Raw genomic sequence first — 26461 nt, 5'->3', positions numbered from 1 at the left:
CCATAAAACTGCATATTTTATTTTCAAAAAGTATGTTCGAGTATTTACAATCATCCCTTCCCTTCTCCAAATAAAAACAAAACCTCAGCTATGTTGTATTAGCTGAGGTTTTGTTTTTTCACAAAGTAATTGTGTATTTGTTCTATCGCGTTAACATCCATTAATTCTTTACCGTACTCCATGATGCGATAAATGGTTGCTGTAGACGGATTACCGTATTCCGCTAAAATAGCTATAAAATCCGCCTTTAACAATTGAATTTGTTCCTCTTCTTCCACCCAAAGATAGAAGCGCTCATCCCACGTATATAGCTTTCCGCCAGTTACACCAAGGTTATATAAGCGATTCGACAGGTTAATTACGTCATCTAGAGTAGCAAACTCATATAATATATGCTCACTTTCATCTAGAGTCACTTGCATTTCAATAAACTCGTCACGGAACTCATCATCTGTATCCATTTCTTGATTTTCTTTCGTTACAATTACAACCATCCCTTGTGCTTGTAGAGAAAACACTTCAACTGCAATCGGACCATCTGCTTCAAACCCTAATTCCTTATTTGCTTCTTGCATCATATCACGAAATAATTGCTGTACTTTCGGTGCATTTCTCCATAAATCTTCTTTCGTTAATCCTCGTTCAGATAAATCATCAAATGTTAGAAAAATTTTTATCTTATTGTAATTTAATCGTTCCAGCCTCATCTCATACCCTCCCTACGTAACCAATGCATCTAATTTTTATTATATGAAATAGAAAATAGATGGTTCTTTTCGAACAACTATTCCGACATTTTTAACCATCCATCCCATTCTTCTTTCGTATCACCAATTAAGATTGTTTCAATGTCCAACTGGTTTAGAACGCCTAGCTTTCCGATAAATCCAACAGAAAGAGATTCCCTTTTTTCTTGTAATAAATTTATAAAGTTCATCGTCTTTTTCATTTCTTGTTCGTCAGCAAAAGATATAAATACATATTTCGGCTGTATTTCCTCTACCGCTGATAACATACCATCTTCAGCTAAGCTTGTCCTAATATATATCGCCTCATATCCTTTTAAGCGTAAATAAGTTGAAAAAATAAATCCTTTCAATGCATCCTTTTCTAACACAATAACTTTGTGTAAAGAGGAAAACATTGAGGCATTGTGATACACCATCCCTAGACGCGTTTGTAAAAATGATAGTGCATATTGAAATTGCACCATTGAAATCTCATTATTATTTTTTGACGTTAATAATTTGTCTGTCACTCGAAGAACGATACTGGCAACAACCTTTTCAGTTGAATATATACTAAAAGCTTCGTTTAATAATGCAGCAATTGTAATTTCATCAAATTTTAACAAAGCTTGTAGCAAATCGTCCACTAAAACAACTTCTTTATCGAAATGTATCTCTTTTTGAACTGTACTCTGCAAACGATTCTCTTCTAATAACTGAACTGCTTGTCCAATCATCATACCGGAAGAAACTTTTTCCATTAACCATTTTAAAATTTGAATATGCTCTTCTGTATATAAGCGATGCCCAGCTTGATTCCGCTTTGGGGCAATAATTTGATATCGTCTTTCCCATGCACGAAGCGTACTCGGCTGAACTCCAATTATATTCGAAACGGCTTTTATATTATATTTCCCACTAAGAGTTGGCATCATTTCCCTCCGCACAATGTAATGATATGTGTTTGAGCAGGTGCTCGGAAACGAAGTGGTATCAATGTTGTTCCATACCCATTACTAACAAAGAGAATCGTATTCAAATGGTTATATACGCCACCTTTTAAATATTTTTTAGATGGGAATAATCGGATTTGTCCTCCATGCGTATGTCCACTTAACACAAGTGAAATCTGTTCATTTCCAGACATTTTTTTTATTATATCAGGGTTGTGACTAACTAGGATACGAAAACCATCTTCTTTACAATCCGCCAATGCCAAATCTAGACGATCACGGTGCAATCCAACATCATCTATACCGAGCAAACAAATTTTCTCTCCTAATTCAGACTCAAATACCACTCTTGTATTATCTAAAACTTTTACGTTATTTTCTAATAATAACGCATCTAATTCATGATATTCTATCTCATAATCATTGTTTCCCCACACAAAATATACAGGACCTATCTCTCTTAACTTTTGAATATTCGCAGAGATTTTTGATAAAGAGACACCTTTCTCTGCTAAATCTCCTCCGATAATTACGAGATCTACTTTTCCTTTTACTTGTTCAATTAACAAATTCGAAATGACCCTTCTATGAATATCAGAAATAAAAAACACATTTACTTTTTGAAAACTTTTCGGAAATTCTTTAAATACTAAAGTATGTTCCAACACCGTATTACGCATCGCTTCTTTATACATCACAAAAAGTAATAAAATCCCCATGCCTATGAGAGTACTGAATAATATAATCCATATCATATTTTTGACTCCCTCCTCATAAAGATAATCCTAGGCTTTTATAACAAACTGTGATCGCTTAACTCGCTAGCTTTCTTGCTTTGTGGACTTATCTTTTATCGGAATTTTTAATTCTTGACCCGCACTCACTTCATCTTCTTGCAAGTTATTATACTTTTTAATTACTTCAATTCCATTTCCATCTGAAAAATATTGCTTCGCTATACTTTCTAAAGTTTCTCCCTCTTTCACAGTATGCGTTATTACTTTTTCAGAATGTTTCTGCGACTCAGATTTAGCTGAATCAAAGAAGATTACTTCAAACGCACTTTTTCCAGCATTATTACTATCACCCTTCACCTGAATATATTTATCCGTGTACCACAAAATACTAATCGGCAGCAGAATGAATAGAAATGTTAAAACCCGGACGAAAATGTGATTTATTTTAAACTTTTGTTTTTTCTCTTTATTTCTATGAATTTCACTACGCGGCGGTAAACTTTCTTTTTCTTCCACTCGCTCAACTTCTAATTCCTCTTCAAAATCAGGAATTCGTTTCCTCATGTTGTTCACCACCACCTTCCATTTATTTTCTTAATTGGAGTCCCATTATAAAATCAACAAGAAAGTGTGCAAAGATTGTTATAAACAAATTTCCTGTCCATTCAAATACATAACCAAAGACAAAACTAATGAAACAGACGAAACAAAACAAAAATGGCTTTGTTATATAACGAATATGTAACACTGCAAATACGAAGCTCGCAATTACAATTCCAAAATGAGTCTGTACTACACCTCTAAATAAAAATTCTTCTGCAAAACCAATCAAGAACGTAATAACGAGTAAGTGTAGAACGGACATTCCTCGAAACATCTTATCGTTAATACCACCATCATCAAACCAAGACTCCGGAAACACTCGCATTGCAACATAATCTAATAACACAATACCAATCGCTAACAAACCACCTATAATAAGTATAGATACTGGTTCCCATTTCCATAAATTAAAGACTTCTTTTACATCTTGAAATAATATATATGCCAGTAAACAGCCAATACCGATAATAATTAACTGTGTTATATATAGATTCAGCCTTATTTCCTGCGGACTCATATCTTCAACATTATGCCTTTGAATGTTCATCATTCCCCCATCTTTTCTAGGCCGAAAAGCTTTTGTAACTCTGTTTCCCAATTATAGTCGAAATCCGATTGTTGCGCTCGTCTTTTTTTATAATCTTCTTTGGTAATACCGCAATAATCGCAGCAATTAATTAACTCTTGCTCTTTCCTATAACCAAACTGTTGCAGCACATATTCACGTCTACACCCTTTAACTTGTATCCATGACTTCATATTTTCTAGCTCACTATATTTATTACGCAACCTTATTTCTACTTCAGCTATTAATCGGTTCATGATTTCATCTGACAAACCTTCTAATAATAATCTTCGTTGTTGTATAATTCCAACCTGTTCGAGATGATAACGAACGAAACGCCAATATTGCTCATTAAATCTTGCTGCATTATAACAAATTTCTTCTACATCTTCTATTGGTAATTCCTTCGTTTGAAACATTCTTTCTTGTAGTAAAGAAAATAAAAATTGTATTTGTGACTTACTTGGCAATTCATCCTCAATGATTGAAATTGGTAAATCATGATCCAACGGACTACATAATAAAATAGCTATACTCGGTTCGCCATCTCTTCCAGCTCTTCCGATTTCTTGTAAGTAAGAGGCTATATTAGTTGGATAATGAAAATGAATAATATATCGCGTATTCGCCTTATTTACCCCCATACCAAATGCACTTGTGCATATTACAAGTTGCAATTGATCGTTCATAAACTGCTGTTGAATTAACATACGCTCTTCATGTTCCATACCACCATGATAAAAAGCTACACCAGTAACACCTTTCCCTCTCAAGTATTCCGTTAACCTTTCTGTCCACGCTCTACTTGAGCAATATACAATCCCCGGCCCTTGTAAATACATCACCTGCTCTAAAAGCGCCTCTTTCTTTTCTTCTATCGTCTCTACAAATCGCACATCCATTGCAATATTAGGACGATCAATAGAGTATACATGTTCCGCGGCATCCTTTAAATTTAAACTATCTGCGATATCCTGCAGTACCCCTTTTGTCGCTGTGGCTGTCAATGCTAATACTGTAGGAGAACCAATATTTTCAATAACTACATTTAGTTTTTTATAGTCCGGTCTAAAATCATAACCCCATTGAGAAATACAATGAGCCTCATCAACAACAAATAATGAAATATGAATTTTCTTCAATTCCCTAATTAATAACTCCGACTGCAACATCTCTGGTGAAACAAAAATAAATTTATATGAAGATAATTTTTTCATCGCTTCTCTTTTTTCATTTAATGTCCGAAAACTATTAAATGCTATCACTCGGTTTTTCACAACATACTTTAATTGTGTCACTTGATCTTCCATTAAAGATAATAACGGTGATACAACAAGCACTGTTCCTTCTCGCATAAGCCCCGGAAACTGATAGCACATAGATTTCCCTCTTCCAGTCGGAAGCATTGCTATCACATCTTTTCCTTCTAATAAATCTGTAATTACTCCTTTTTGACCTGGACGAAATTCAGAATATCCAAACCACTTATATAAATATTCTTCAAGTTTCATTTACACCCTCCATCCGCGCTAATACAAGACGAACTTCAAAATAAGAGATATCTTCTCCAACCGCTTGTTTCAAAACACGTAACTTCCGCGTTTGCAATGCTTCAATTACTTTTATTACTTTGTCTATCTTTTCTTTTTCCATAAACATTTCAATAGAAAAATCTTTTTCTCGCAAAGCAATTTCAACAAAATGATCTTCTATCGTTGCAACCTTTAAATTCCGAATCGTCGCTATTTCTTCTAAAGAACGTCCTTGTCTCCAAAAATTATATGTTTTTTTCGTGGATAAACTAAATAATTCAGCTCTCTCATTTGGATAAGATATAATTTCAGCTAATAGTGGAAATTCATTTTCTTTATCACGAACTTCTTGTATAAAGAAATGTATTGTACCCCAAAATAAAAAATACACCCTGAATATATCTTGTTTCGTAATTTCTGCTAATTGTTGCAATGTACAACCAATGCGTTCATAACCTGTTAATCGATATGTTACAATCGTCGCTTCTATCGCATTACTCTTTTCTAAAAGATTATGTACTTCCGTCCATAGTTTTCTCGCCAACTCACTTCTCTTATATGGCCTTCCTGTTAGAAAACGTTTCACCCACATCATTATTTCTGTGTCTTGCTGAATTGGAATAAACCTCGTATTATTCTGTTGTAAATTTGATATGGTTTGAATAATTAATGATAATCTTTTCCAAAATGTTTCACCTAATTCACCATAATGTAAACCATGCAAATGCGCCGGAAAAGCATAAACTTCCTCCCATTTATGTAACTGCATTTTACCCGTAGGTGTTAACACATATGTATTTTCATGTATTTCTTGAATAAAATCCGCTTGCAACAACTTTGCAACTTCACCATCATAGTCATTTCTATTTAATGATTTATATATTCCGAACAAAAAAGAAATTCGGAACATATTTCCATCTTGTAAAGTTTGCGAAGAACGTTTGCCCTTTAGTAAATAATAAATAGAAGAAACGGTTCTTTCACCATTCAATTGTTTTAAACAATGCAACAAAGTATATTGTATTTGCATGACCGCTTCCACCTTCCAATCTTAACTTCATTCTTTTCAGTACAATTACACTATCTACTGTCGCTCATTAAACTTATCATATAAGAACTATATACTTGTATATATTCTATTGTATCAAACGAAATCATATTTACGTATTTTGAAAATCTTATGACATAATTCAAAAATAAGTTGACACTCTAATTGATAAGCATTATCATTATAATTTTATGTTGAAAAGTTTTACAAACCGTTTTACAATAAGGTTATAATTTTTATGGCGAGCTTTTCACATACATATTATCAGGAGGGAAAAAAGATGGCAAAATATACAATCGTTGATAAAGATACTTGTATTGCATGTGGTGCTTGTGGCGCTGCTGCACCAGACATTTATGACTATGATGATGAAGGTATTGCATTTGTAACATTAGATGATAACCAAGGTATCGTTGAAATTCCAGATGTATTAATTGAAGATATGATGGATGCATTCGAAGGCTGTCCAACTGACTCAATTAAAGTTGCTGACGAATCATTCGACGGAGACGCTTTAAAATTCGAATAGTCTTTTATTAACTTCAAAAAATGCCCCTCATATTGATGAGGGGCATTTTTTGTATCTAAACTTTATTTTCCTTAATAAAAAACCATTAGTAGTTTCACACTACTAATGGTTTTAGTATATATTATGCATTTTTCATTTTTGCAAACACCCATACTTTCAGGCGTGAGAATAATGCTACAAATACAATTGTTACAACAATCCCTTTAATTAAATTAAATGGTAAGATTGCCGTTACAACCGTTGTTTTTATAGCTTCGCTAGACATAGCTGGTGAATTTAAAAACCAAGTGTACGCCGGGAATATGATGATGTAGTTTAATACACTCATAATAAGTGCCATTGTAATTGTCCCTAGCATTAATCCTGTAGTTAAACTCTTCACAGTACGATACTTTCTAAATAAGAAAGCTGCTGGCCCAATAAATAAACATCCTGCAATAAAGTTTGCAATTTCTCCAACTGGTACTCCCGTTAGACTTCCTTGAATCCCGTAATGTAAAATGTTCTTTATCGCCTCTACAATCACTCCTGCTACTGGTCCAAAGATAATTGCCGCAATTAGAGCTGGTACATCACTAAAATCAATTTTCAAAAATGGCGGAAGCCCTGGGAACGGGAAATCCAACATCATTAGTAAATATGCAATACTACTTAGCATCGCTACACTCACCATCTGCACTACACTGTTTTTTTGTTTCATCTTTCTCTCTCCTTTTCCATCGATCATCTCATGGAAAGTGGAAAGGTTCTGCTATGCCTATTTTTTCATAGAACGAAAAAACCCTTTGTGTTTTACACAAAGGGAGAATTTAAGGCACATCAAACAGACGTTCAAATCCATATCTTTTTTGAACGCTTGAACCTCCATCTTCTCCCATCCAGACTATACTGTCGGCTTTGGAATCACACCAAATCCTGCCTTAACGGCTCGCGGGCTTAGAACAAAATCATAAATAGTTCATCACCGCCGGTCGGGATTTTCACCCTGCCCCGAAGATAGACCGATATTCTATTTTCCCCTTCATTATACAACAACCTCATAACATTGTGAACTAAAAAATTGTAACTTATTTAAAATTAGTTATTTATTTTTCGTAACAAAAAAATAAATTGCGAGATATTTTACAATACAATCCATATTTTTTATTATTCGGCATTTCTCTTTTGAATTACCTAGTCATATATAATTAAAAGTGATAAGATATTGAATTGTTAAGATAAGAACATTTTCTGAGTTATGGAGGAAATGTCATGAAAAAAGACAAGAGACATTCTATTCGAGAAGCAATGAAAAAAAACTTAAGAAAAGAATACTTTTACTTAAAAAAAGAATTACTTTTCTACTGCCCAATTGATTTAGGCACATTCTCAAACGAGACATACTATGCTACTTTCGATGAAGATGGCATCAGTATTTATCAGTATGATAAAAAAACAGAAAGTAAATTAAAATTGTGTGAGCGTCATCCGTGGAAGAGTTGGAATAAAGTGAAGATTGATCACTATTTGACAACTTCTCAATTTATTTTTCAGGGTGAGCGAAATTGGATCTTATCTCTTTTTCAAAAAGGAAAAGAAGCTCAAAAAATTATTGAAGAGCATACATCTTTACAAACAGAAGTTGTTTCCCGCTCTTTCTTAAAAAAACTTCCTGGTTTTCGTTCTAATACACCACTGAATAAATACATCGGTAGTATTTGTTACACTGCACTTATTGCATTTTTATTAAAATGGATGATTCCATTTCAGGCACCACAAATCGCCCTGTATTCTATTTCGATTGGTTGTATGCTTCTTGGCCTACTTTGTTTGACAATCGGTTTAATTGAACCGACTATCGTACTGTTTCGAACAAAAGAGAAAACAAGAACAAAAGTTTTTTACTTATATAGCTATTTAGCTATTTCTGGATTTATATGTGTCTTTATTTTTTGGTAAAAGAAGCCGTCCCAAAATAAATTTTGGGACGGTTTTCTTTTAGATATAGATGCTCTGATTCACTCAATAGTTCTAGCAAAAGCGCCCATATAATTTCATTTACATTGAATCTTATTTAAGAAGAACATAAATTTGTTCAAAGTTTAATTTTTGAGGCGTTTCCTTTACTTAACATATAATTGTTGATTAGGATAAATTAGCTCTTGCTGCAATCCATTTTTTTCTTTAATTTCCTTAAGTGTCATACTAAATTTCCGTGCAATACTAACTAAAGTATCGCCTTTTTGTACGACATATAATGACGAAGAAACAACTTCATTTCTTTGTTCACTTAAAACAAGCAATGGGTTCATCGCATTCTTTTTCGCCATCGTCCATCTTCCTTGATGAAGTTCTAGATGTAAGTGCGCACCTCGCGATTCTCCCGTGTTCCCTACTTCTCCAATTTTTTCTCCTTTGGAAATATAATCTCCTTGATTCACATATCTCTTATTTAAATGTGCATATACAGCCTCATATTCTCCGTGTTTAATAAATACAACATTTCCATAACTACTTGAATAATAAGACCTCGTTACCTTACCATCTTGGATAGCTGCCACAGGCGTTCCAATCGGCGCAGCTACATCAATACCATAGTGTTTTCCATGCCTTGTCCCAAAATAATCACTTATCTGACCTTCAACAGGCCATGTCCATCGATTTTCTTCTGCATAAACATGTAATTGAGATACAAACAGTATACTCAATAACATGACACCGCATTTTAAAACTTTCATATACATCCTCCGTTTTCTAATTACCACCATACCTTCTCTATTTTGGTATATTACAGAAAAAAGTATACAAAAAAAGAAAGTGAATTACTCCACTTCCTTCTCTTTTTTATCACGAAAAACTAATGCACTACGGTTATACTCCACATCTTTCACTTGTAATCGGGCATTTATTACTCGAGCTATCGCAAACAAATAATCAGATAATCTATTTACATACTTTAATACAACTTCATTTATTTTCACTTCTTTTTGCAATGATACTATAGAGCGTTCTGCTCTCCTTACAACAGTACGTGCAATATGAATAGTAGCCGCCGCCTCGCTACCACCTGGCAAAATAAAGCGTTCTAGTGGCGGGGCTTCTTCTATATATAAATCAATCTTTCTTTCTAAACTTTCAACCATCTCAATTGTCACTTTATAAGGAATTTTTTGTTCCACTATTGCCAAGTCTCCTCCACAATCAAATAGTTCATGTTGAATATTTTCGAGCTCATTGTAAATATCTATAAAAGCCCCACCTTGAAGCTTAGTCATTGCATATCCAATATGAGAATTTGCCTCGTCTATTGTTCCATACGCTTCCACACGGATATCATCTTTATCAACCCTGCCACCTATTACACTTGTCGTTCCTTTATCTCCTGTTTTTGTATATAATTTCATTTCTTCACAGCACCTCTCTTGTTATTCTTTATTCGAGCAACATAGAAAAAAGTTCTACCATTCTTTATTTAATTGAGTTTACAAAAAAATAAAAAACAGCAGAACTTTATTCATTATCAACTTTAAAAACGCATATCTAAATTATACGATTCGGTAAATATACAGAGAATGTAGTTCCTTCTCCAACAACACTTGATACAGAAATTTTACCATCATGGCCTTGAACAATATTTTTCGCAATCGCAAGCCCGAGTCCTGTTCCACCCTTTTTCCCACGTGTTCTTGCTTTATCAGCTTTATAGAAACGATCAAATAAAAATGGAATATCTTCTTCTGGAATGCCTGCACCCGAATCTTGTACTTCAAAAATAAGACCGTTATTTTTCGTATCAATTACAAGCGTTACATGTCCGCCTGCATTCGTATGACGTATTGCGTTATCAATTAAATTCGTCAATACTTGTTCCATACGATCTGCATCAAACGGGTATTGTTCAATTGGATCTTTGAAATCAACCGTTAACGCGACCTCTTTATCCTTTGCAATCCCTTGGAATTTACGACCAATTTTTTCAACAAACGGATGTATATCCACTTCACCAATATGTAACTCTACATGACCGCTTTCCATACGAGCTAAATCTAACAATTCATTTACAAGTTTACCTAAACGAACAGATTCATCATAAATAATTTGAACAAACTCATCTATTTCCTCTTTCGTTTGCACAATATCATCTAAAATCGCTTCACTATACCCTTGCAGCATGACCATTGGTGTACGAAGTTCATGTGATACATTCGCAATAAAATCTTGACGCATCTTTTCAAGACGACGTTCTTCCGTCATATCTCGCAGCACTGCTACAGCTCCACGAATTTTCGTTTGATTGTAAAGCGGCGTCATAAGAACTACATAGTTTCCTTTTTGTAAATTAATTTCAACAACTTGTTGTTGTTCGCTTTCTACAACGAGATGGAATAATTCCACAAGTTCAGAAGGTAATTTTTTACTTAACTCTATCTCTTTTTCTTCTTGCCAAACTTGTAAGAAATGTTCGGCCGGCGGATTGATTACAACGACTTCACCTTCTTGATTTAACGTAATAACCCCATCTGCCATACTACTCAAAATACTTGCTAACTGCTCTTTTTCTTGTTGCAAGGCGTTCATATTAAACTTCAACTGTTTTCCCATTTGATTTAAGGCCGTTGCAAGCTCACCAATCTCATCCTGAGATACCATAGGAGCCTTTGCATCAAACTTCCCACGTGACACTTCAAAAGCAACCTCACGCATTTTACGAAGCGGTGCTGTAATCCGAGTAGATAAGAAGAACGCAAAGAAAGTTGTTAATATAATCGCAATTCCAGCCGATAAGAAAATAAAATCAGTTGTTCTTTCCATACCTTGTATCGGTACTTGTAAAGATTCATATACGAACACTGCACTTTGATTTTTTGATTGCACTGGTTTTCCGACGATCATAATATCATTTTCGGTGTTTTTATTCTTCCTACTATTAGACGCTTTTCTAATATTATTCTTAATTTCTTTTTTGTCTGTAAACACAGCCGCTAATTCTTTATCTTCTTTTAAGTCATCCATTGTAAGAGTGACTAACCCTTCTTGTTTCGGTGAAGAAGAGATTTCTTTACCATCTTCTACAATAATAATCCTTGAAAGTGGGTCAGAGAATTTGTAAGCGATATTCTCAATCGTTTTTACATCGGCACCTTCTTCAATTAACTCTGAAACACTTGTTGCAACTTTTTGAAGCCTAGCTTCACTCATATCAACATAATACGTTCTAAAAAACTGTGAAAGTAAAATCGCAACAAATCCAAGAACAAACGAAACGAGAAGTAATATGGTCATCCATAACTTCCCTACTACACTTCTCCAAAGCATCAGTCGTTCACAACCTCAAATTTGTAACCTACACCCCAAACAGTAACGATCATTTTCGCTGCATCTGGTGATTTTTTGCTTAACTTCTCACGTAAACGCTTTACATGTGTATCAACTGTACGTAAATCTCCGAAGAATTCATATTGCCATACTTCTTTTAACAGTTGCTCACGATCGAATACTTTATCAGGAGCTTTCGCTAAAAATAATAGTAACTCATATTCTTTCGGCGTTAAGTTTACTTCATTACCATCTGCAGTAACACGGTGTGCATCGTTATCAATTGTTAAGTGCGGGAATACAGTAACATCTTTTGTCGTTGTATCTTGTGTAAAGAATGTTGTTGGTACAGCACGACGTAATACCGCTTTCACACGTAGTACGACCTCACGTGGACTAAATGGCTTTACAATATAATCATCTGTTCCAACTTCAAATCCTTGTACTCTATTTACTTCTTCACCTTTTGCTGTCAGCATAATAATTGGTGTCGCTTTCTTCTCACGAACCCCTTTACATACTTCAATGCCATCTTTACCAGGCATCATAAGATCTAATAAGATTAAATCGTAATCATTTTGCAACGCCATTTCTAAAGCTGTATCACCATTATCTGCTTCTTCAATCGTATATTGTTCTCTTTCTAAGTACATTTTCAATAAACGACGAATACGATCCTCATCATCTACAATTAAAATTCTTGATTCATTTTCCATCTCTACCCGCTGCGCACTCTCACCTCAGCGGTTCACACCTACCCTTCTTTAACTATTATGTTGCGCTATTCTCGTTTATTTAAGCAATCTTCTAAATGTTTCACTTCCCATATTATGCTTCACAAGAATAATAAATTTTGTTCAATTTTTTTCCAAAACTATGTATTTTTTTTGAACAGCATATAATGTCCTCGACATCATTTTACAAAATCAACCGCTACTTTGTCATGTTTTTCTCAAAAAAGAAGAAAAGTTGACAAAAATAAAATAGGAAAGTGACATGCACTCCCCTATTTTATTTCTCTATGCATATGAATGTAAACCGGCAATAATTAAGTTTACTACAATAAAGTTAAACATAATGATTGCAAAACCAATTACTGCAAGCCAAGCTGACTTCTCTCCATGCCATCCTTTTGATAGGCGTAAATGTAATACTGCCGCATAAAAGAGCCAAGTGATAAGTGCCCAAACCTCTTTTGGATCCCAGCCCCAAAAGCGCGTCCACGCTATTTGAGCCCAAATCATCGCAAAAATTAACGCTCCTAATGTGAACACTGGGAATCCAATTGCAATAGATCGATATCCGATTTCATCTAGTAGATCACTATTCGTATTCTTTACTAACGGCTGAAGTGCCGCCGATACTCGCTTCCGTAAAACAAGTCTTAATACAATATACAGTAATGTTCCAACTAACACTGACCAAATAACAGTATTTAATTTTTTCGCATTTACAATTGCTGGAACTTCAACTGCCGGTTCTAATTTATTTTCTGTCAGTAACTTCCCTTCATGCGGTCCAACTAAAGCCGGAAGATTGTACTTCATTTCCGCTTGCTGTTCATTTTTGTCAATCCATTGAAACTTCGCTTCATATTTCATACTAGAAAATACCGTTGTTACCCCAATAAATCCAACTGTACAAACAAGTGTAAATACTACCGTCTCTAGCCAAAATGTACGTTTACTTCTCGTCGATTGATCTACATTTTTCAATAAATACATAACGCCTGTAATAAAACTAATCGCTAAAATGGCTTGTCCTGCTGCTGCAGTCGTCACGTGAATATGTAACCAATTACTTTTTAAAGATGGAATAAGCGGAGATATTTCCCTCGGAAACATACTTGCATAGGCAATTAATAAAAGCGCAACTGGTAATGCAAATAGTCCGATTATGCTTACACGGTACATAAAATACATAACAATAAATGCTCCTACAAGCATCATGCCGAAAAATGTACCGAATTCAAAAAAGTTACTAACTGGCGCATGCCCTGATGCAATCCACCTTGTAACAAAATATACTGTTTGTGCTATAAACCCTAAAATTGTAATCGTTATTCCTACATTTGCCCATTTATGACCCTTTTCTTTAATGGCTCCCCCAAAAAATAGAGTCGCAATTAAATATAAAATAAATGCGGTAAAGAGAAAGTTACTACTTATTTGCACCATATCGTTTCCCCACCTTAACTAATTTTTTTATCAATTACTTTATCATTTGGCTGTGGAATTGCTGTACCTTCTATTACTCTTTCAATATCTTTCTTTAAACCGAACCAATTTTTATTTGTATGCCCTGCAATCCACCATTCATCATTAACACGTTGTATCCAAATACGGCGATGATTCCAATACATACCTTGAATGACACCAACCATAAATATAAATCCTCCAATGCCGAGAATCCAAAGCGTTAAATCTTTTCTTACAGTAAGTGCTGTTGCATTTTGCATTTCAACACCTGCAAACGACATTTTATATTTGTTGTTTCCATCTGGTTCTATATTTTGCTGAATACCAACAAAACTCACTTCACCATCTGGTGTTTCAGGTGTAAACATTTTAAATACAAATGCAGGATTGTTTGGTAATTTCGTTTTTGTATTTGGTTTTCCATTCTCATCAAAATAAAAATCAGGAAAATAGCTTAATAGTTCTAGAGAATAACCATTTCCTAAATCATATTTTTCCTTAGGATTCGTTAAATCTACTTTAATTGGTCCCCACTTTTGATTATTTTCTTTATTTTGCAAGTTAAAGGACATACTTTTAAATTCACTTTCTTTATAAGAAACTTGATACACTGCAAATTGATCAAATTTCAGTGGTTCATTCACTCGAATTTCCGCTTCTTTTACTTTTTCTAATTTCGGTTTTTGTCCTGCTATATTTTCTCCTACCGCTTTATATAATACGGCATTCGTTTGGAAGTTTTTCGCAATCATTTTATCGCCTACACGATCAATCGCTTCATCAAAAACTTCCTTGTCCTTACTTTTATCATAAACTTCTTTTATAAATTTCTCGTTTTTTAAGTAGTATTGTCCATCCGTCCCTGGTATTTCTTTCGTTTCACCGTCACGTAACCAAAGTGCTTCGTCTACGTACATACTCGGTAAAAAACGAAGCATCGCACCGAATAAAAAGATAATAAGACCGATATGATTTACATATGGACCCCAACGCGAGAAGCGTCCCTTTTCTGCTAAAACGTTTCCGTCTTCCACTTTCACGTTATAGTTTCTTTTCTTTAAATTCTCTTGCACTCTTTCCAGGTCACCTTCTTGCGGTGTACCAGTCCCATATAATCTCTGTCTCTTTAAAAAACTAGGATGTCTTTTTACGCCTTGCTTTTTTAAAGCTTTATAAAGTGGAATAACGCGGTCTAAACTACATATCACAAGTGAAATACCGATAGAAGCAATCAAAATCATATACCACCATGAACCGTATAAATTATTAAACCCTAATTGATAGTATAATTGTCCTAAAAATCCGTATTCTTGTTTATAATATTCAGCTGGTGCAATACCTGGAGTTATGTACATTTCTTGCGGAAAAATAGTTCCTATCGCTGATGCAGCTAAAGTTATTACGATTAGCCATACACCTACTTTTACAGAAGAGAAAAAGCTCCAAATTTTATCGACTATCGTTTTTGTCTGCGTGAGAGATCTCCGTGCACTCCCCTCATAGCGCATATCCAATAGTTTTGCATTTTCATTGCTTTCAAATGGTTTCCCGCAAGCTTCACAAAAAACGGTTCCTATCGGATTAACATGTCCACATTCACATTTAATTTCTTTCAACACTCTCACCGCCCCTGTATCTATATGTACTATTGTATATTCTAACCTCAAGTTACCGCAATACTCAGAATTTTTAAACCAGAGGCACTATAAACACGCACCCCTTATGTAAAGGCTTTCTTTATTACGGAGTAATTTTCTTTAAATACCCTTCTAACTGTTCTTTCGTTTGTTCCCCTATAATTTGCTCCACTACTTTTCCATCTTTATCAATCAAAAAGCTTGTCGGTAAAGGACCTACTCCATATGTTCCTATAATCTTTTGTCCTTTATCAATGGCAACTGGGAATTTCAAACCATATTGGTTCACAAAGTTCTTTACTGCAATATCCGTTTCATCTGCATCTAACGCTATGATTTCAACGCCTTTTTCTTTATACTTTGGATATAATTCATTCATATAAGGCATTTCTTTTTCACAAGGTTTACACCACGTGCCCCAAAAGTTTAAAAATACACCTTTTCCCTTTAAATCTTTTAGTTCAATTTTCTTTCCTTCTAAATCCGTCACAATAAAGTTAGGTGCTTCTTTTCCGATTTGCATTTTCTCTTTATTAGCAAAGAATCCTTGATAAAGGGTAAATCCTACAGCACCACATAAAATGAGTAGAATAATAACGCGAAATAATAAGCGATTTTTCTTCATATTACCTCTCCTCTCCTCGGCAAGTGTTATGTATTATCTTCTGTAAATGTTGTATTGAATAAATCACCAGCAGAGCACTCCACTGGTGAATTTTTAACTCTATAGCTTATCTTGGCTTTGTAGAAGCAAGCGCGCGTAATTGTTTCACCTCATGTGGTGTCAATTCTCTCGCATCACCAGGTCGCAGGCTTCCTACTTCTAAGAAAGCATAACGTTCACGTTTTAATTTCACTACTTTACAGTCTAACGCTTCAAACATACGACGTACTTGACGATTACGTCCTTCATGAATTGTTAATTGTACAATAGCCATCTCTTTACGCTTGTCCCAAGAAATAATTTTCACACGTGCTGGTGCTGTTTTACCGTCTTCTAACGTAACACCGCGTTCTAACATGCGAATTTTCTCACCTGTTAATGGCCCTTTTATTTTTGCAACATATGTTTTTTCAACTTTATATCTAGGATGCATTAATACGTTTGCGAAGTCCCCATCGTTTGTCATTAATAATACGCCAGACGTATCATAATCTAAGCGTCCGATTGGGAATAAACGTTGTGTAATTTCCGGGAAAAAGTCCGTTACAACACTTCTTCCTTTATCGTCTGATACACTTGAAATTACGCCAGTTGGTTTATATAGTAAAAAATAAACAGGTTCTTCTTTTTCAAGAGGGATGTTATTTACTTCTACTTTATCTTGAGGAGTTACTTTTGTCCCTAACTCTTTCACTATTTTTCCATTAACTTTCACTTTTCCTTGCTGAATTAATTCCTCAGCCTTTCTTCTCGATGCAATACCTGCTTGCGCAATCACTTTTTGTAATCGTTCCATTTCTTTTTTTCACCTCGAATTTATCTTACCTTACATTAGAAAGACTTGGCAACCGCATACGCTTTACGGCTATTCGCTTCATCTTACTTAAACAACATAGCGATGATAATAAACATATAAAGGTCAAATCATGTTTTTACCCTTTATTATTGTCCATATTTTTCATATTTCTAACAATAAAAGTTCATCATTTTGTCAAAAATACCACATAAAAAAACCACTATTAAGCTACACCTTAATAGTGGTCGTATACGTATTATAAGCGAAATAGCGTAAAAAATGAATAGTATTACTGAAACAATAAAGAAACGAACACAATTGAGCATATAATCCCGATTAAATCTGCAAAAAGTCCTACTTTTAGTGCATCCCCCATTTTTCTAATCCCAACCGCTCCAAAATATACAGTTAAAATATAGAAAGTCGTATCTGTGCTCCCTTGCATCGTAGAAGCCAATCTCCCAATAAACGAATCTGGCCCATATGTAGCAATTAGATCGGTCGTAATACTTAAACCAGCAGAGCCTGAAATAGGGCGTATAAGTGCTAAGGGTACAATTTCTGCTGGAACATGGATCAAATCTAACATTGGCTTCATTACCGATATCATTGCATCTAACGCACCTGAAGACCGGAATATAGAAATAGACACAAGCATTCCAACCATAAACGGTAAGATGGAAATTGCAATTTGAATCCCTTCTTTTCCTCCCTCAACGAACGATTCATACGTCGGTACTTTCTTTATTGTGCCATATAAAAGGATAAAACTAATTACACAAGGGATTACCCATAAGGAAATTGTATTTACAATGCTCATTTTTTCCGCCCCTTTCTACTCCTTCTTCGGTAAAAATAGCGGTCAATCCAAATTGCCCCAATCATAGAAAGTACTTGTGCAATAAATGTTACCCCAACAATTTCAGTAGGATTCGCTGATTCATACGTCATTCGAATGGAAATGACTGTCGTAGGAATTAATGTAATAGCTGATGTATTTAATGCTAGAAACGTCACCATAGAACGGCTCGCCGAATCCTTTCCTCCATTTAACTCTTTCAGTTGTTCCATCGCTTTAATACCAAGAGGGGTCGCTGCATTACCTAGACCAAAAAAGTTTGCCATCATATTTGATAGAATAAATCCCATAGACGGATGATCCTTTGGTATTTCTGGAAACAACCTTTTTACTATCGGCATAAAAAGTGTAACTAATTTTTTTAACAATCCGGCTTCCTCTGCAATTTTCATTAAACCGAGCCAAAATACTAAAACACTAATAAGTCCTATACAAATCGTTACCGCATCTTTTGCTCCGTCAAATACAGCTTTATTCACTTCTTCCATCGTTCCATTTATCATGGCGTATACAATCCCAATGACAGCCATCGCTACCCATACGAGATTAACCATCGTTCCCAACACCTATCATGTAAGAAAAAATTTCTTTCACATTATTCCAGTAAAGTCCCGTTGTAGCTACTAACTTTCGTTTACTATAAAATAAATTCCGTTCTCCAACTTTTTCATTACCAACATAAATGTCTGTCTTCCCAACCTTTACTCCATCCGTAAGTTTTGTACTTTTATCGAGTTCAACTTTTAATACTACGTTCTTTTTTTCTTCTTCAGTTAACGGTACCGAAAAACTATTTTTCGTATAAACATGGTTGGCATACTTCTTTTCATTTATTTCAGCAATTGCTCCTTGTCCTAAAACTTTCGTTTGTTTGAAACGGTCAAAACCTTTATCAAACAAATTCATATGATCATCCCAATCACTAGAGGCACTCAAAGTTACGACAATTAAATCTAGTCCACCTTTTGATGCCGTTGTAACAAGCGTTCGCCCAGCTTTCTTCGTAAAGCCTGTTTTTCCCCCTGTTGCAAATTCATAATAAGACGTTACCAGCTTATGTTTATTTTTCCATGGGTAATCCCAAGAATCTGATTTATATGTTTTGGTTCCAAAGATTTTCTTAAATGTCTCGTTTCCCATTGCATATTTCGTTAATAATGCCATATCGTAAGCCGACGAATAATGTGATCCATCTCCATCTAAGCCATGAGGGTTTGAGAAGTGCGTATCTTTCATTCCAATTTCTTTCGCTTTTTGATTCATTAAATATACGAATCCATCTATACTCCCACCCACACTTTCAGCAATTACTTGCGCTGCGTCATTACCAGATCTAAGCATGAGTCCGTATACTAAATCTTCTAACTTCACTTTTTGTCCAGGCTTTAAATAGATTGCCGATCCTTCCACCCTCACCGCTTCATTACTAACTGATACCATTTCTTTCATCTTCCCTGATTCAGCAGCTAATAAGGCGGTCATAATTTTTGTTATACTAGCAATTTTTTGAGGCTCATGTTCTGCCTTTCCGTATAATACACGACCAGACTGTTGCTCCATTAATACAGCATTTCGAGCACTAACATTGCTGTTCATCTTTGCATATGTAGGAATCGGCATAACGCTTGCATACATCATAAGAAGCGTAATGATTACACAAATTCGTCTCATATTTCCCCCCACGTCCTTTTGGCACTTTTTGTACAAGTGTATGCTTGGCCTTTTAAAATATGAACGAAATCTTCCTTCTACTTCCATTAAAAAAGACGCAGAGAATTTGCGTCTAATATGGTGTCCATTCAATTTGTTTCGCAGTTTCAAACCTTTTTTCTACATCAGGCCAATTTACAACATTCCACCAGTTTTTAATATATTCATCTTTTCGATTTTGGTATTGTAAATAATACGCATGTTCCCAGACATCTAGTACAAGGAGCGGTATCGTATCCCATTGTGTAAATAATTGATGAAGTGTACTTTGCAAAATTTCTAACCTTCCAGACCGGGGTACCCAAACGAGAATTGCCCAGCCTGAACCTTCTACTTTAGAGGCTGCTTCTGTAAAATGTTTTTGGAAACGTAAAAAGCTCCCAAAATCTTGTTCAATTTGTTGTGAAAAAGTTCCTCTTGGACTTCCACCACCGTCTTTTTTCATGTTATTCCAAAATATCGTGTGTAAGTAATGACCTGACCCATGAAAAGCCGCTTCCCTTTCCCAATGCTTAATTAAATCAAATTTATTTGTTTTTCTCGCTTCTTCCATCATCTTCTCTGCTTTATTTAATCCTTCCACGTAACTCCGATGATGTTTATCATGATGTAACATCATAATTTCTTTAGAAATATACGGTTCTAACGCATTATATGGATAAGGTAATGGCGGGAGTGTATGTCCTCCAATTGGGACAGCTCGTTCACTATCCCCTCTTTCATATAATTCATATTCCTCTTCTTCTTGCATAAATACTTCCTGCAAGTGATGCTGAATATGTTCTACATCATCGCTTATTTCATACATAAACTCTGCATCTGTTTCATACTCATGCTCTTTCATACGCTCTAATAACGTCTGAATTTTATAAGCAAGCATATGGACATCATACACTTCCATTGCGCGACTATCTAATACGTGAAGAACACTTTCACACCAATTTTCTACTTCATGAAAGTAATCTGTAAATACACCTTGCTGATTCATGTTGCACCTCCCTAATGCTATCCACTTAACTATATTCAATGAAAATCCCTTATATAACTGTACAAAAGGAAAAGAAGCTAAGTCACCTTAGCTTCTTTTCCTCAATCAATATTTGTGTAACATCTTTGTCTGATAATCCGTCTCATAATATTCTAGTTCTTCACGCATCAATTGAAATTTACCTTCTAAACTCTTCATCACTTGCTCTAAAGATGCAGGTGGTGTTTGTTGAAAAACGATAGAATTTTTCCCTGTATATGCAGACCGACTATTTTCATACCAATGATCACTCTTCGGTGAAAAAAACTCTGCAATTACTTGATGGTAAATCTTATATAAAATTTTTTCAGCTGCTGTTTTTCGAAATGGCTGGCTATTCAACAAAACAAAACATGCATCCTGTCCTTCTTCGCAAAAAACGAGAAGTCGTCTCATTGATGCTAATAACCCTTTATAGTATCGCTCATTCCCTGCTGGTGTTTCCTCTAATAAAGAAGGTAACGTATGATAATTTACATAATTGGTTATCAAATTAATAGCATCTTCTAAAAATATAGAAACTTGTTCTGTTTGATTTTCAACCATCAAATTAGACATTTTTTCTCTCTCCTTTGCCATTTCACGCTATTTCTACTCTTTTATTTTTATGTAATTCAGCCAATATTTCTTGTACTTTCGACACCGTTCCCTCATCAAAATATTGTTGAAATTCTTCCATATTATTTAAATACAAACGTTTTTGCGCACGAAGCTCCTTATCTTTCATTAAACAACATATCGCTACAATATCGCGCAAATATATGTTTTGTTCTTCTACTTTATACACTGGATTTCCTTCAAAAGGAGTAATTTCTTGTAAAACTTCTTCAAAATATCGAACGTATAAAACCGAAAAAGTTTTCTCTTTACCATTTAATATATATGTCACTTCAGATCTGTTAAAAAAATCTTCTGATGTATTAGGTTTCTCTTTTTCTAACTCATATCCTACGTAACCTTTTATAATCATATACTCCCCCCTCCCCCTTCTTTCACCTTATTCTAACTTAATTTTCCGATAAACAAAATATTCTTTTAAATATACCTATATAAAAAATAGCTCCCCTATACAGGAAATTACCTTTTTATTTTTCTTGAAGTTTGTCATAATAATATTATTGTCTCAGTTTTCTTATACAAGGAGAGTTGTATTTATGTCGTTTTCATGGAAACGTTTCTTACAAATCGGGAAAATTATCTTCCCATTTGTTGTATTAACAATTGTATTCTTTCAAGCAAAAAAAGAATTAGCGGGCATTTCTTTTTTAGAAGCGATTGATACAATTAAAAACATTCCAACTGGAGGAGTCTTTTTAGCAATTACACTTGGTGCATTCGCTGTATCAACAATGTTCTTTTATGACTATGTTATGCTTCGTTACTTAAAAGCTGATATTCCTGTCCAAAAGATTTTCCGTATCTCGTGGATTGCTAATACTTTAAATGGATTTATCGGGTTTGGTGGTCTTGTTGGAGCCGGCGTACGCACAATGCTTTATCGTCCATATATAAAAGAAAATGGAAAACTTATTAAAAGTATCGCTTGGATGACAACTGCCTTTATTAATGGATTAGCCATTCTTTCATTTCTTGGTCTTATCGGAATATTAGACACGAGATTTATTTTGCATGAAAAACCATGGCTATGGCCTGTTCTTATCTTCTTCGCTCTTTTCGTCCCTATATATATCGGATTTTCTAAATTAAAAAATAGAAAAGCGACGCAAACAGAGGAACAAGAAGAAGAGGAGAAAAACCCAACTGTTTTATACTCATTAGTTTCATTAGTCGAATGGGTATCTGCTGGTATTGTTATGTACGTCATATTACTATTATTTGGCATTGAAATCGAATTCCAAAAGTTTTTAGGCGTATATGTTATTGCTGCTTTAGCTGGTGTCGTTAGTCTTGTTCCTGGTGGCCTTGGATCATTTGATCTTGTCTTCTTAACTGGGCTTGGGCAATACGGCATCGATACAGGTGTTTTACTCCCTGCTATGTTATTATATCGTCTCGTCTATTACATCTTGCCCTTCTGCCTTGGTCTCATTTTTGCAGCTTTTGAAATGACAGGAGTAGCCATTAAAAAGTTTGAAGATAAACCTTTTATTGCGCCTGCATTAGAGACAACTGGTGTTATATGGACTTTGCAGCGTGACTTTCTAGGAAAGTTAGGTTCTTGGGCATCTGCTGCTTTAACAGTATTTGCTGGCTTAATGGTTATTTTATCAACCATTCTACCGACAAGTATAAATCGGGCACACGCCTTACATATTCTAGCTCCAAAACATCTTATTCAATTTTCTTTTAGCTTATCGCTAACATTCGGTATTCTCCTCCTCATTCTTTCGCGGGGGATATATTACGGAACAAAACGTTCTTATTATATGACGATTGTTTCTTTAATTGGAGCGGCTATTTTTAACACACTAAAAGGAATTGATGTTGAAGAAACTTTTATTTTATTAATCGTACTCGCTGTATTGTATATGCTTCGTAAAAGGTTTGTACGTGAGAAAATGGAAGTCTCACTTTCCGATATCGTAAAAGTTTTTATATTCCTACTTGTAACGTTATATTTATATAAAAACTTAGGTATTTTATTTGCAGGTGCAAAAGAAGCTTTCAAACCTGATTTTGTCGTTCGTAATATTACACAAGTAAAACGAAGTGCATTAGCAGCTGCCTTTTTTGTTCCTACTTTTTTACTAATTGGTTCACTCATTGCAAATCGTTATCGAAATGAATTTCCCGGGCAACCAGCTAATGATAAACGATTACAAAACTTCTTAGATGAACATGGTGGAAATGTACTTAGTCATTTAGGTTTTTTAGGAGATAAACAGTTCTTTTTCAGTAGTGATGGAAAAGCACTCATTCTCTTCTCAATAACTGGAAAACGACTTATTGTACTAGGTGATCCAATTGGGGCCCCTTCCTCCTATCGTACTGTATTGCAAGAGTTTTTAGCTGAGGCTGATCGATTTGGATACATTTGTGTATTCTATCAAATTGAAAGTAAATGGATGAGTTTATACCACGATTTTGGTTATAACTTCTTTAAGCTTGGTGAAGAAGCTGTTGTTGATTTAAATACCTTTACAATAACAGGAAAGAAACGCGCTGGCATGCGAGCTACTTTCAACCGTTTTGAAAGAGAAGGCTATACATTCTCTATTCATGAGCCACCTTTCTCCGACGAATTATATGAAGAGTTAAGAAAAGTTTCAGATGCATGGCTTGGTGGAAAAAAAGAGAAAGGTTTTTCACTCGGATACTTCGATCGTGAATATATTAGTCGCGCTCCTATCGCAACATTATCTGATGCGGATGGAAAAATTATTGCATTCACAACATTCATGCCTGTATATCAAAACGGATCATTATCTGTCGATTTAATGCGATATTATCCAGATGCGCCTAGCGGCATTATGGACGCAATTTTCATCCACTTATTCCAGTGGGCAAAAGAAAATGAATACCACTCCTTTAATATCGGTATGGCACCACTTTCAAATGTTGGTTTATCCACACAGTCTTTCTGGTCTGAACGAGTGGCTGCTGCAATCTTTAATAACGTTCGTTATACGTATAGTTTCAGCGGATTACGACATTTTAAAGAAAAATATAAACCAGCATGGAGCGGTAAATATTTAGCATTTAGGAAGAATCATTCTTTACCAATTACAATGCTCTCTGTAACAAAATTAATAGGAAAAAGAAAAAACAGCTAAATTCTTAGCTGTTTTTTCTTTTTTGAACTTGTACAATAAATTCTTTTTCATACTTCTTACCATTTATATAGAAATTCCCCCACATTTTATACGTGCCCTCGGCAGGAAATGTAATTCGGTATTGTAATTGCTCATCCGTATCTACAGGCATAGCGTATAAAAAATTCTCCTTCGTTTCATCCACTATATAGAGTGACTCTACTTCTCCTCTCTCTGAATGCAATTTCAATTTTTCACCCTTTTTCGCTTGAAACTGAAATGTTAACGTAACTGGTTCATTCGGATGTAATGCGCCAAATAAAAGAGAAACTTCATACTCTCCTATTTTTTTTGTAAGTACACTGTCGATTGGAAATTTCACTTTTTTCTTATTGTTCTCCTCTTTCGTTCTACCAAAATTCTTCCTAGCGAATGACTCTACGGACTTATTTTTGTCTTCGTATAAAAATATTGTATATTCTTCGTCTTTCGCTATTTTGGAAGATAACTTATATGACCCGTTCCCTGCAAATGTGGGTTTAATTTGTTGTATGTTTTTTAACTGTCCATCTACAATCACTGCCCGCATTTGATCATTTACACCACGAATTTCATTATTCTTGTTGTTTAACAACTGAAATACAATATCTACTTTCTCATTTCCCTTTCCATTTGAAACATCCCACTTTACTTCCTGAACATCTCCTACAGTCTCTTCGTTTTCTTGATATTTTTTTATGTAAAATCCTCCTGCCACAATAAGTACTAACGCAATAAGCCCAATCACAAGATTTTTCAAAACATCACCTACCATTTTTATTGTCTCTATTCATACAAAACTTCTTAAGATATATATTCTAGATTATGATTTATGAAATCCTCCTATTTTGTACATATTACAAATAATAAAAAGATTTTAATTGAAAGGATTCGTAGTGTATAATGCAAATGATATTGATTTCTATCAATACATTATAAGGAGGACTTTTTTATGAGTGTACATATCGAAGCAAAACAAGGCGAAATCGCTGAATCTATTCTATTACCTGGTGATCCATTACGTGCAAAATATATCGCTGAAACATTTCTAGAGGACGTTACTTGCTATAATAATGTGCGTGGTATGTTAGGTTTCACTGGAACTTATAAAGGAAAACGTGTATCTGTTCAAGGTACAGGTATGGGTGTTCCTTCTATTTCTATTTATGTAAACGAATTAATCCAAAGCTACGGAGTTAAAAATTTAATTCGCGTTGGAACTTGCGGTGCAATTCAAAAAGATGTAAAAGTTCGTGATGTTATTATCGCAATGACGGCTTGTACTGATTCTAATATGAACCGTTTAACATTCCCAGGATTTGATTTTGCACCAGCTGCAAACTTTGACCTTTTAAAGAAAGCTTATGATGCTGGAACTGAAAAAGGATTACACGTTCGTGTCGGTAACGTTTTAACAGCAGATGTGTTTTATCGTGAAAGCATGGACATGGTTAAAAAACTTGGAGATTACGGTGTATTAGCAGTAGAAATGGAAACAACTGCTCTTTACACATTAGCAGCGAAATACGGTGTAAATGCATTATCTGTATTAACAGTTAGCGATCACATCTTCACTGGCGAAGAAACAACATCTGAAGAGCGTCAAACTACATTTAACGAAATGATTGAAATCTCTTTAGATGCAGCAATTCAACAATAATACACTAAAGAACTTGTCATACGTCTGGCGAGTTCTTTTTATGTGACTTTTTATAAATAACTACTTTATAAAGAGACAGATTTCTCCCCTCTACTTTCTTGTAACGTTTGTTATAATGAAGTGAAACTTTAATCAGTGGAGGTTTTTTCCATCCCCCACTGATTATTA

Annotated in this window: 27 protein-coding genes and 1 riboswitch; of the genes, 4 read left to right on the top strand and 23 right to left on the bottom strand. The window is 34.7% G+C overall.

Features of this window, described 5'->3' with window-relative positions; genetic code table 11:
- Positions 1 to 98 precede the first annotated feature (98 nt).
- The 7 genes from V6946_RS07880 to V6946_RS07850 form a co-directional block, all read right to left on the bottom strand.
- Entirely contained in the window at positions 99 to 707 is a 609-nt protein-coding gene (locus V6946_RS07880; protein WP_001235402.1) for a genetic competence negative regulator, read from the bottom strand.
- A 77-nt stretch (positions 708 to 784) separates the two neighbouring features.
- On the bottom strand, positions 785 to 1660 hold the full coding sequence (locus V6946_RS07875; RefSeq protein WP_001142718.1) for a MerR family transcriptional regulator: 876 nt from the start codon (positions 1658 to 1660) through the stop codon (positions 785 to 787).
- The gene (locus tag V6946_RS07870) at positions 1660 to 2436 is read right to left on the bottom strand and encodes a metallophosphoesterase (protein WP_000637791.1); all 777 of its coding nucleotides are present in this window, start codon (positions 2434 to 2436) and stop codon (positions 1660 to 1662) included. The genes V6946_RS07875 and V6946_RS07870 overlap by 1 nt, the downstream gene beginning before the upstream one ends.
- A 66-nt stretch (positions 2437 to 2502) precedes the next feature.
- Positions 2503 to 2982: a LysM peptidoglycan-binding domain-containing protein gene (locus V6946_RS07865; protein WP_001231553.1), complete on the bottom strand. Its 480-nt coding sequence runs from the start codon at positions 2980 to 2982 to the stop codon at positions 2503 to 2505.
- A gap of 22 nt (positions 2983 to 3004) precedes the next feature.
- Positions 3005 to 3568: a CPBP family intramembrane glutamic endopeptidase gene (locus V6946_RS07860; protein ID WP_001025780.1), complete on the bottom strand. Its 564-nt coding sequence runs from the start codon at positions 3566 to 3568 to the stop codon at positions 3005 to 3007.
- Entirely contained in the window at positions 3568 to 5097 is a 1530-nt protein-coding gene (gene recQ, locus V6946_RS07855; RefSeq protein ID WP_366981534.1) for an ATP-dependent DNA helicase RecQ, read from the bottom strand. The genes V6946_RS07860 and recQ overlap by 1 nt, the downstream gene beginning before the upstream one ends.
- Positions 5087 to 6148, bottom strand: a complete 1062-nt coding sequence (locus tag V6946_RS07850) for a helix-turn-helix domain-containing protein (RefSeq protein WP_001167004.1) — start codon at positions 6146 to 6148, stop codon at positions 5087 to 5089. Before V6946_RS07850 ends, recQ begins: the two co-directional genes overlap by 11 nt.
- A gap of 298 nt (positions 6149 to 6446) precedes the next feature.
- Here V6946_RS07850 and V6946_RS07845 point away from each other — a divergent pair, with 298 nt between their 5' ends.
- Complete coding sequence (locus tag V6946_RS07845; RefSeq protein WP_001151993.1) at positions 6447 to 6695, top strand: ferredoxin; 249 nt, start codon at positions 6447 to 6449, stop codon at positions 6693 to 6695.
- Between the two features lie 121 nt (positions 6696 to 6816).
- On the opposite strand, the gene V6946_RS07840 is transcribed toward V6946_RS07845, so the two are convergent.
- Positions 6817 to 7395 carry an ECF transporter S component gene (locus V6946_RS07840; RefSeq protein WP_000810855.1) on the bottom strand — a complete coding sequence of 193 codons (579 nt, stop codon included), beginning with the start codon at positions 7393 to 7395 and terminating at the stop codon, positions 6817 to 6819.
- 162 nt (positions 7396 to 7557) lie between these two features.
- Positions 7558 to 7697: riboswitch (FMN riboswitch) on the bottom strand.
- Positions 7698 to 7946: 249 nt separating this feature from the next.
- Here V6946_RS07840 and V6946_RS07835 point away from each other — a divergent pair.
- Entirely contained in the window at positions 7947 to 8633 is a 687-nt protein-coding gene (locus V6946_RS07835; RefSeq protein ID WP_000710837.1) for a hypothetical protein, read from the top strand.
- A 164-nt stretch (positions 8634 to 8797) separates the two neighbouring features.
- On the opposite strand, the gene V6946_RS07830 is transcribed toward V6946_RS07835, so the two are convergent.
- The 14 genes from V6946_RS07830 to V6946_RS07765 form a co-directional block, all read right to left on the bottom strand.
- Positions 8798 to 9412, bottom strand: a complete 615-nt coding sequence (locus tag V6946_RS07830) for a peptidoglycan DD-metalloendopeptidase family protein (RefSeq protein WP_000866119.1) — start codon at positions 9410 to 9412, stop codon at positions 8798 to 8800.
- Positions 9413 to 9496: 84 nt separating this feature from the next.
- Positions 9497 to 10078, bottom strand: a complete 582-nt coding sequence (locus V6946_RS07825; RefSeq protein ID WP_000781266.1) for a cob(I)yrinic acid a,c-diamide adenosyltransferase — start codon at positions 10076 to 10078, stop codon at positions 9497 to 9499.
- 136 nt (positions 10079 to 10214) lie between these two features.
- Positions 10215 to 11990 carry a sensor histidine kinase ResE gene (resE, locus tag V6946_RS07820; protein ID WP_000964673.1) on the bottom strand — a complete coding sequence of 592 codons (1776 nt, stop codon included), beginning with the start codon at positions 11988 to 11990 and terminating at the stop codon, positions 10215 to 10217.
- Positions 11990 to 12706, bottom strand: a complete 717-nt coding sequence (gene resD / locus V6946_RS07815; protein WP_000426861.1) for a DNA-binding response regulator ResD — start codon at positions 12704 to 12706, stop codon at positions 11990 to 11992. Before resD ends, resE begins: the two co-directional genes overlap by 1 nt.
- Before the next feature lie 303 nt (positions 12707 to 13009).
- Positions 13010 to 14167 carry a cytochrome c biogenesis protein ResC gene (gene resC / locus V6946_RS07810; protein WP_000250079.1) on the bottom strand — a complete coding sequence of 386 codons (1158 nt, stop codon included), beginning with the start codon at positions 14165 to 14167 and terminating at the stop codon, positions 13010 to 13012.
- A gap of 14 nt (positions 14168 to 14181) precedes the next feature.
- Entirely contained in the window at positions 14182 to 15807 is a 1626-nt protein-coding gene (resB, locus tag V6946_RS07805; protein ID WP_000910523.1) for a cytochrome c biogenesis protein ResB, read from the bottom strand.
- A 121-nt stretch (positions 15808 to 15928) separates the two neighbouring features.
- Entirely contained in the window at positions 15929 to 16450 is a 522-nt protein-coding gene (resA, locus tag V6946_RS07800; RefSeq protein ID WP_000742192.1) for a thiol-disulfide oxidoreductase ResA, read from the bottom strand.
- A 106-nt stretch (positions 16451 to 16556) separates the two neighbouring features.
- Complete coding sequence (rluB, locus tag V6946_RS07795; RefSeq protein ID WP_000440556.1) at positions 16557 to 17285, bottom strand: 23S rRNA pseudouridine(2605) synthase RluB; 729 nt, start codon at positions 17283 to 17285, stop codon at positions 16557 to 16559.
- A gap of 289 nt (positions 17286 to 17574) precedes the next feature.
- Positions 17575 to 18105, bottom strand: a complete 531-nt coding sequence (gene spmB, locus V6946_RS07790) for a spore maturation protein SpmB (protein WP_006924462.1) — start codon at positions 18103 to 18105, stop codon at positions 17575 to 17577.
- The gene (gene spmA, locus V6946_RS07785; RefSeq protein ID WP_000247811.1) at positions 18102 to 18698 is read right to left on the bottom strand and encodes a spore maturation protein SpmA; all 597 of its coding nucleotides are present in this window, start codon (positions 18696 to 18698) and stop codon (positions 18102 to 18104) included. Before spmA ends, spmB begins: the two co-directional genes overlap by 4 nt.
- The gene (gene dacB / locus V6946_RS07780) at positions 18691 to 19815 is read right to left on the bottom strand and encodes a D-alanyl-D-alanine carboxypeptidase DacB (RefSeq protein ID WP_001252638.1); all 1125 of its coding nucleotides are present in this window, start codon (positions 19813 to 19815) and stop codon (positions 18691 to 18693) included. Before dacB ends, spmA begins: the two co-directional genes overlap by 8 nt.
- 112 nt (positions 19816 to 19927) lie before the next feature.
- On the bottom strand, positions 19928 to 20842 hold the full coding sequence (locus tag V6946_RS07775; protein ID WP_001075741.1) for a superoxide dismutase: 915 nt from the start codon (positions 20840 to 20842) through the stop codon (positions 19928 to 19930).
- Positions 20843 to 20947: 105 nt separating this feature from the next.
- Positions 20948 to 21439, bottom strand: coding sequence for a YpuI family protein (locus tag V6946_RS07770; protein ID WP_000067557.1), 492 nt, complete (start codon positions 21437 to 21439; stop codon positions 20948 to 20950).
- A gap of 22 nt (positions 21440 to 21461) precedes the next feature.
- Complete coding sequence (locus tag V6946_RS07765; RefSeq protein WP_000584367.1) at positions 21462 to 21851, bottom strand: hypothetical protein; 390 nt, start codon at positions 21849 to 21851, stop codon at positions 21462 to 21464.
- Positions 21852 to 22035: 184 nt separating this feature from the next.
- On the opposite strand from V6946_RS07765, the gene mprF reads away from it, so the two are divergent.
- Positions 22036 to 24615 (top strand): bifunctional lysylphosphatidylglycerol flippase/synthetase MprF, encoded by a 2580-nt coding sequence (gene mprF / locus V6946_RS07760; protein ID WP_000010845.1) that lies wholly within the window; start codon positions 22036 to 22038, stop codon positions 24613 to 24615.
- A 4-nt stretch (positions 24616 to 24619) separates the two neighbouring features.
- On the opposite strand, the gene V6946_RS07755 is transcribed toward mprF, so the two are convergent.
- On the bottom strand, positions 24620 to 25408 hold the full coding sequence (locus V6946_RS07755; protein WP_000232610.1) for a hypothetical protein: 789 nt from the start codon (positions 25406 to 25408) through the stop codon (positions 24620 to 24622).
- A gap of 177 nt (positions 25409 to 25585) precedes the next feature.
- Between V6946_RS07755 and deoD the strand changes: the two genes are divergently transcribed.
- Positions 25586 to 26293, top strand: coding sequence for a purine-nucleoside phosphorylase (deoD, locus tag V6946_RS07750; protein WP_006924467.1), 708 nt, complete (start codon positions 25586 to 25588; stop codon positions 26291 to 26293).
- Positions 26294 to 26461 lie beyond the last annotated feature (168 nt).

The organism is Bacillus sp. PPSBB_2, assembly GCF_045291115.1.
GTDB lineage: Bacteria > Bacillota > Bacilli > Bacillales > Bacillaceae_G > Bacillus_A > Bacillus_A cereus.
The sequence above is the reverse complement of the archived record's forward strand: the minus strand, read 5'-3'. Positions and strand labels throughout refer to the sequence as shown.

What these genes read in the sequence shown, in the direction of transcription:
- V6946_RS07880 (WP_001235402.1), bottom strand. Translation starts at nt 707, where the DNA reads ATGAGGCTGGAACGATTAAATTACAATAAGATAAAAATTTTTCTAACA.
- V6946_RS07875 (WP_001142718.1), bottom strand. Translation starts at nt 1,660, where the DNA reads ATGCCAACTCTTAGTGGGAAATATAATATAAAAGCCGTTTCGAATATA.
- V6946_RS07870 (WP_000637791.1), bottom strand. Translation starts at nt 2,436, where the DNA reads ATGATATGGATTATATTATTCAGTACTCTCATAGGCATGGGGATTTTA.
- V6946_RS07865 (WP_001231553.1), bottom strand. Translation starts at nt 2,982, where the DNA reads ATGAGGAAACGAATTCCTGATTTTGAAGAGGAATTAGAAGTTGAGCGA.
- V6946_RS07860 (WP_001025780.1), bottom strand. Translation starts at nt 3,568, where the DNA reads ATGAACATTCAAAGGCATAATGTTGAAGATATGAGTCCGCAGGAAATA.
- recQ (WP_366981534.1), bottom strand. Translation starts at nt 5,097, where the DNA reads ATGAAACTTGAAGAATATTTATATAAGTGGTTTGGATATTCTGAATTT.
- V6946_RS07850 (WP_001167004.1), bottom strand. Translation starts at nt 6,148, where the DNA reads ATGCAAATACAATATACTTTGTTGCATTGTTTAAAACAATTGAATGGT.
- V6946_RS07845 (WP_001151993.1), top strand. Translation starts at nt 6,447, where the DNA reads ATGGCAAAATATACAATCGTTGATAAAGATACTTGTATTGCATGTGGT.
- V6946_RS07840 (WP_000810855.1), bottom strand. Translation starts at nt 7,395, where the DNA reads ATGAAACAAAAAAACAGTGTAGTGCAGATGGTGAGTGTAGCGATGCTA.
- V6946_RS07835 (WP_000710837.1), top strand. Translation starts at nt 7,947, where the DNA reads ATGAAAAAAGACAAGAGACATTCTATTCGAGAAGCAATGAAAAAAAAC.
- V6946_RS07830 (WP_000866119.1), bottom strand. Translation starts at nt 9,412, where the DNA reads ATGAAAGTTTTAAAATGCGGTGTCATGTTATTGAGTATACTGTTTGTA.
- V6946_RS07825 (WP_000781266.1), bottom strand. Translation starts at nt 10,078, where the DNA reads ATGAAATTATATACAAAAACAGGAGATAAAGGAACGACAAGTGTAATA.
- resE (WP_000964673.1), bottom strand. Translation starts at nt 11,990, where the DNA reads ATGCTTTGGAGAAGTGTAGTAGGGAAGTTATGGATGACCATATTACTT.
- resD (WP_000426861.1), bottom strand. Translation starts at nt 12,706, where the DNA reads ATGGAAAATGAATCAAGAATTTTAATTGTAGATGATGAGGATCGTATT.
- resC (WP_000250079.1), bottom strand. Translation starts at nt 14,167, where the DNA reads ATGGTGCAAATAAGTAGTAACTTTCTCTTTACCGCATTTATTTTATAT.
- resA (WP_000742192.1), bottom strand. Translation starts at nt 16,450, where the DNA reads ATGAAGAAAAATCGCTTATTATTTCGCGTTATTATTCTACTCATTTTA.
- rluB (WP_000440556.1), bottom strand. Translation starts at nt 17,285, where the DNA reads ATGGAACGATTACAAAAAGTGATTGCGCAAGCAGGTATTGCATCGAGA.
- spmB (WP_006924462.1), bottom strand. Translation starts at nt 18,105, where the DNA reads ATGAGCATTGTAAATACAATTTCCTTATGGGTAATCCCTTGTGTAATT.
- spmA (WP_000247811.1), bottom strand. Translation starts at nt 18,698, where the DNA reads ATGGTTAATCTCGTATGGGTAGCGATGGCTGTCATTGGGATTGTATAC.
- dacB (WP_001252638.1), bottom strand. Translation starts at nt 19,815, where the DNA reads ATGAGACGAATTTGTGTAATCATTACGCTTCTTATGATGTATGCAAGC.
- V6946_RS07775 (WP_001075741.1), bottom strand. Translation starts at nt 20,842, where the DNA reads ATGAATCAGCAAGGTGTATTTACAGATTACTTTCATGAAGTAGAAAAT.
- V6946_RS07770 (WP_000067557.1), bottom strand. Translation starts at nt 21,439, where the DNA reads ATGTCTAATTTGATGGTTGAAAATCAAACAGAACAAGTTTCTATATTT.
- V6946_RS07765 (WP_000584367.1), bottom strand. Translation starts at nt 21,851, where the DNA reads ATGATTATAAAAGGTTACGTAGGATATGAGTTAGAAAAAGAGAAACCT.
- mprF (WP_000010845.1), top strand. Translation starts at nt 22,036, where the DNA reads ATGTCGTTTTCATGGAAACGTTTCTTACAAATCGGGAAAATTATCTTC.
- V6946_RS07755 (WP_000232610.1), bottom strand. Translation starts at nt 25,408, where the DNA reads ATGGTAGGTGATGTTTTGAAAAATCTTGTGATTGGGCTTATTGCGTTA.
- deoD (WP_006924467.1), top strand. Translation starts at nt 25,586, where the DNA reads ATGAGTGTACATATCGAAGCAAAACAAGGCGAAATCGCTGAATCTATT.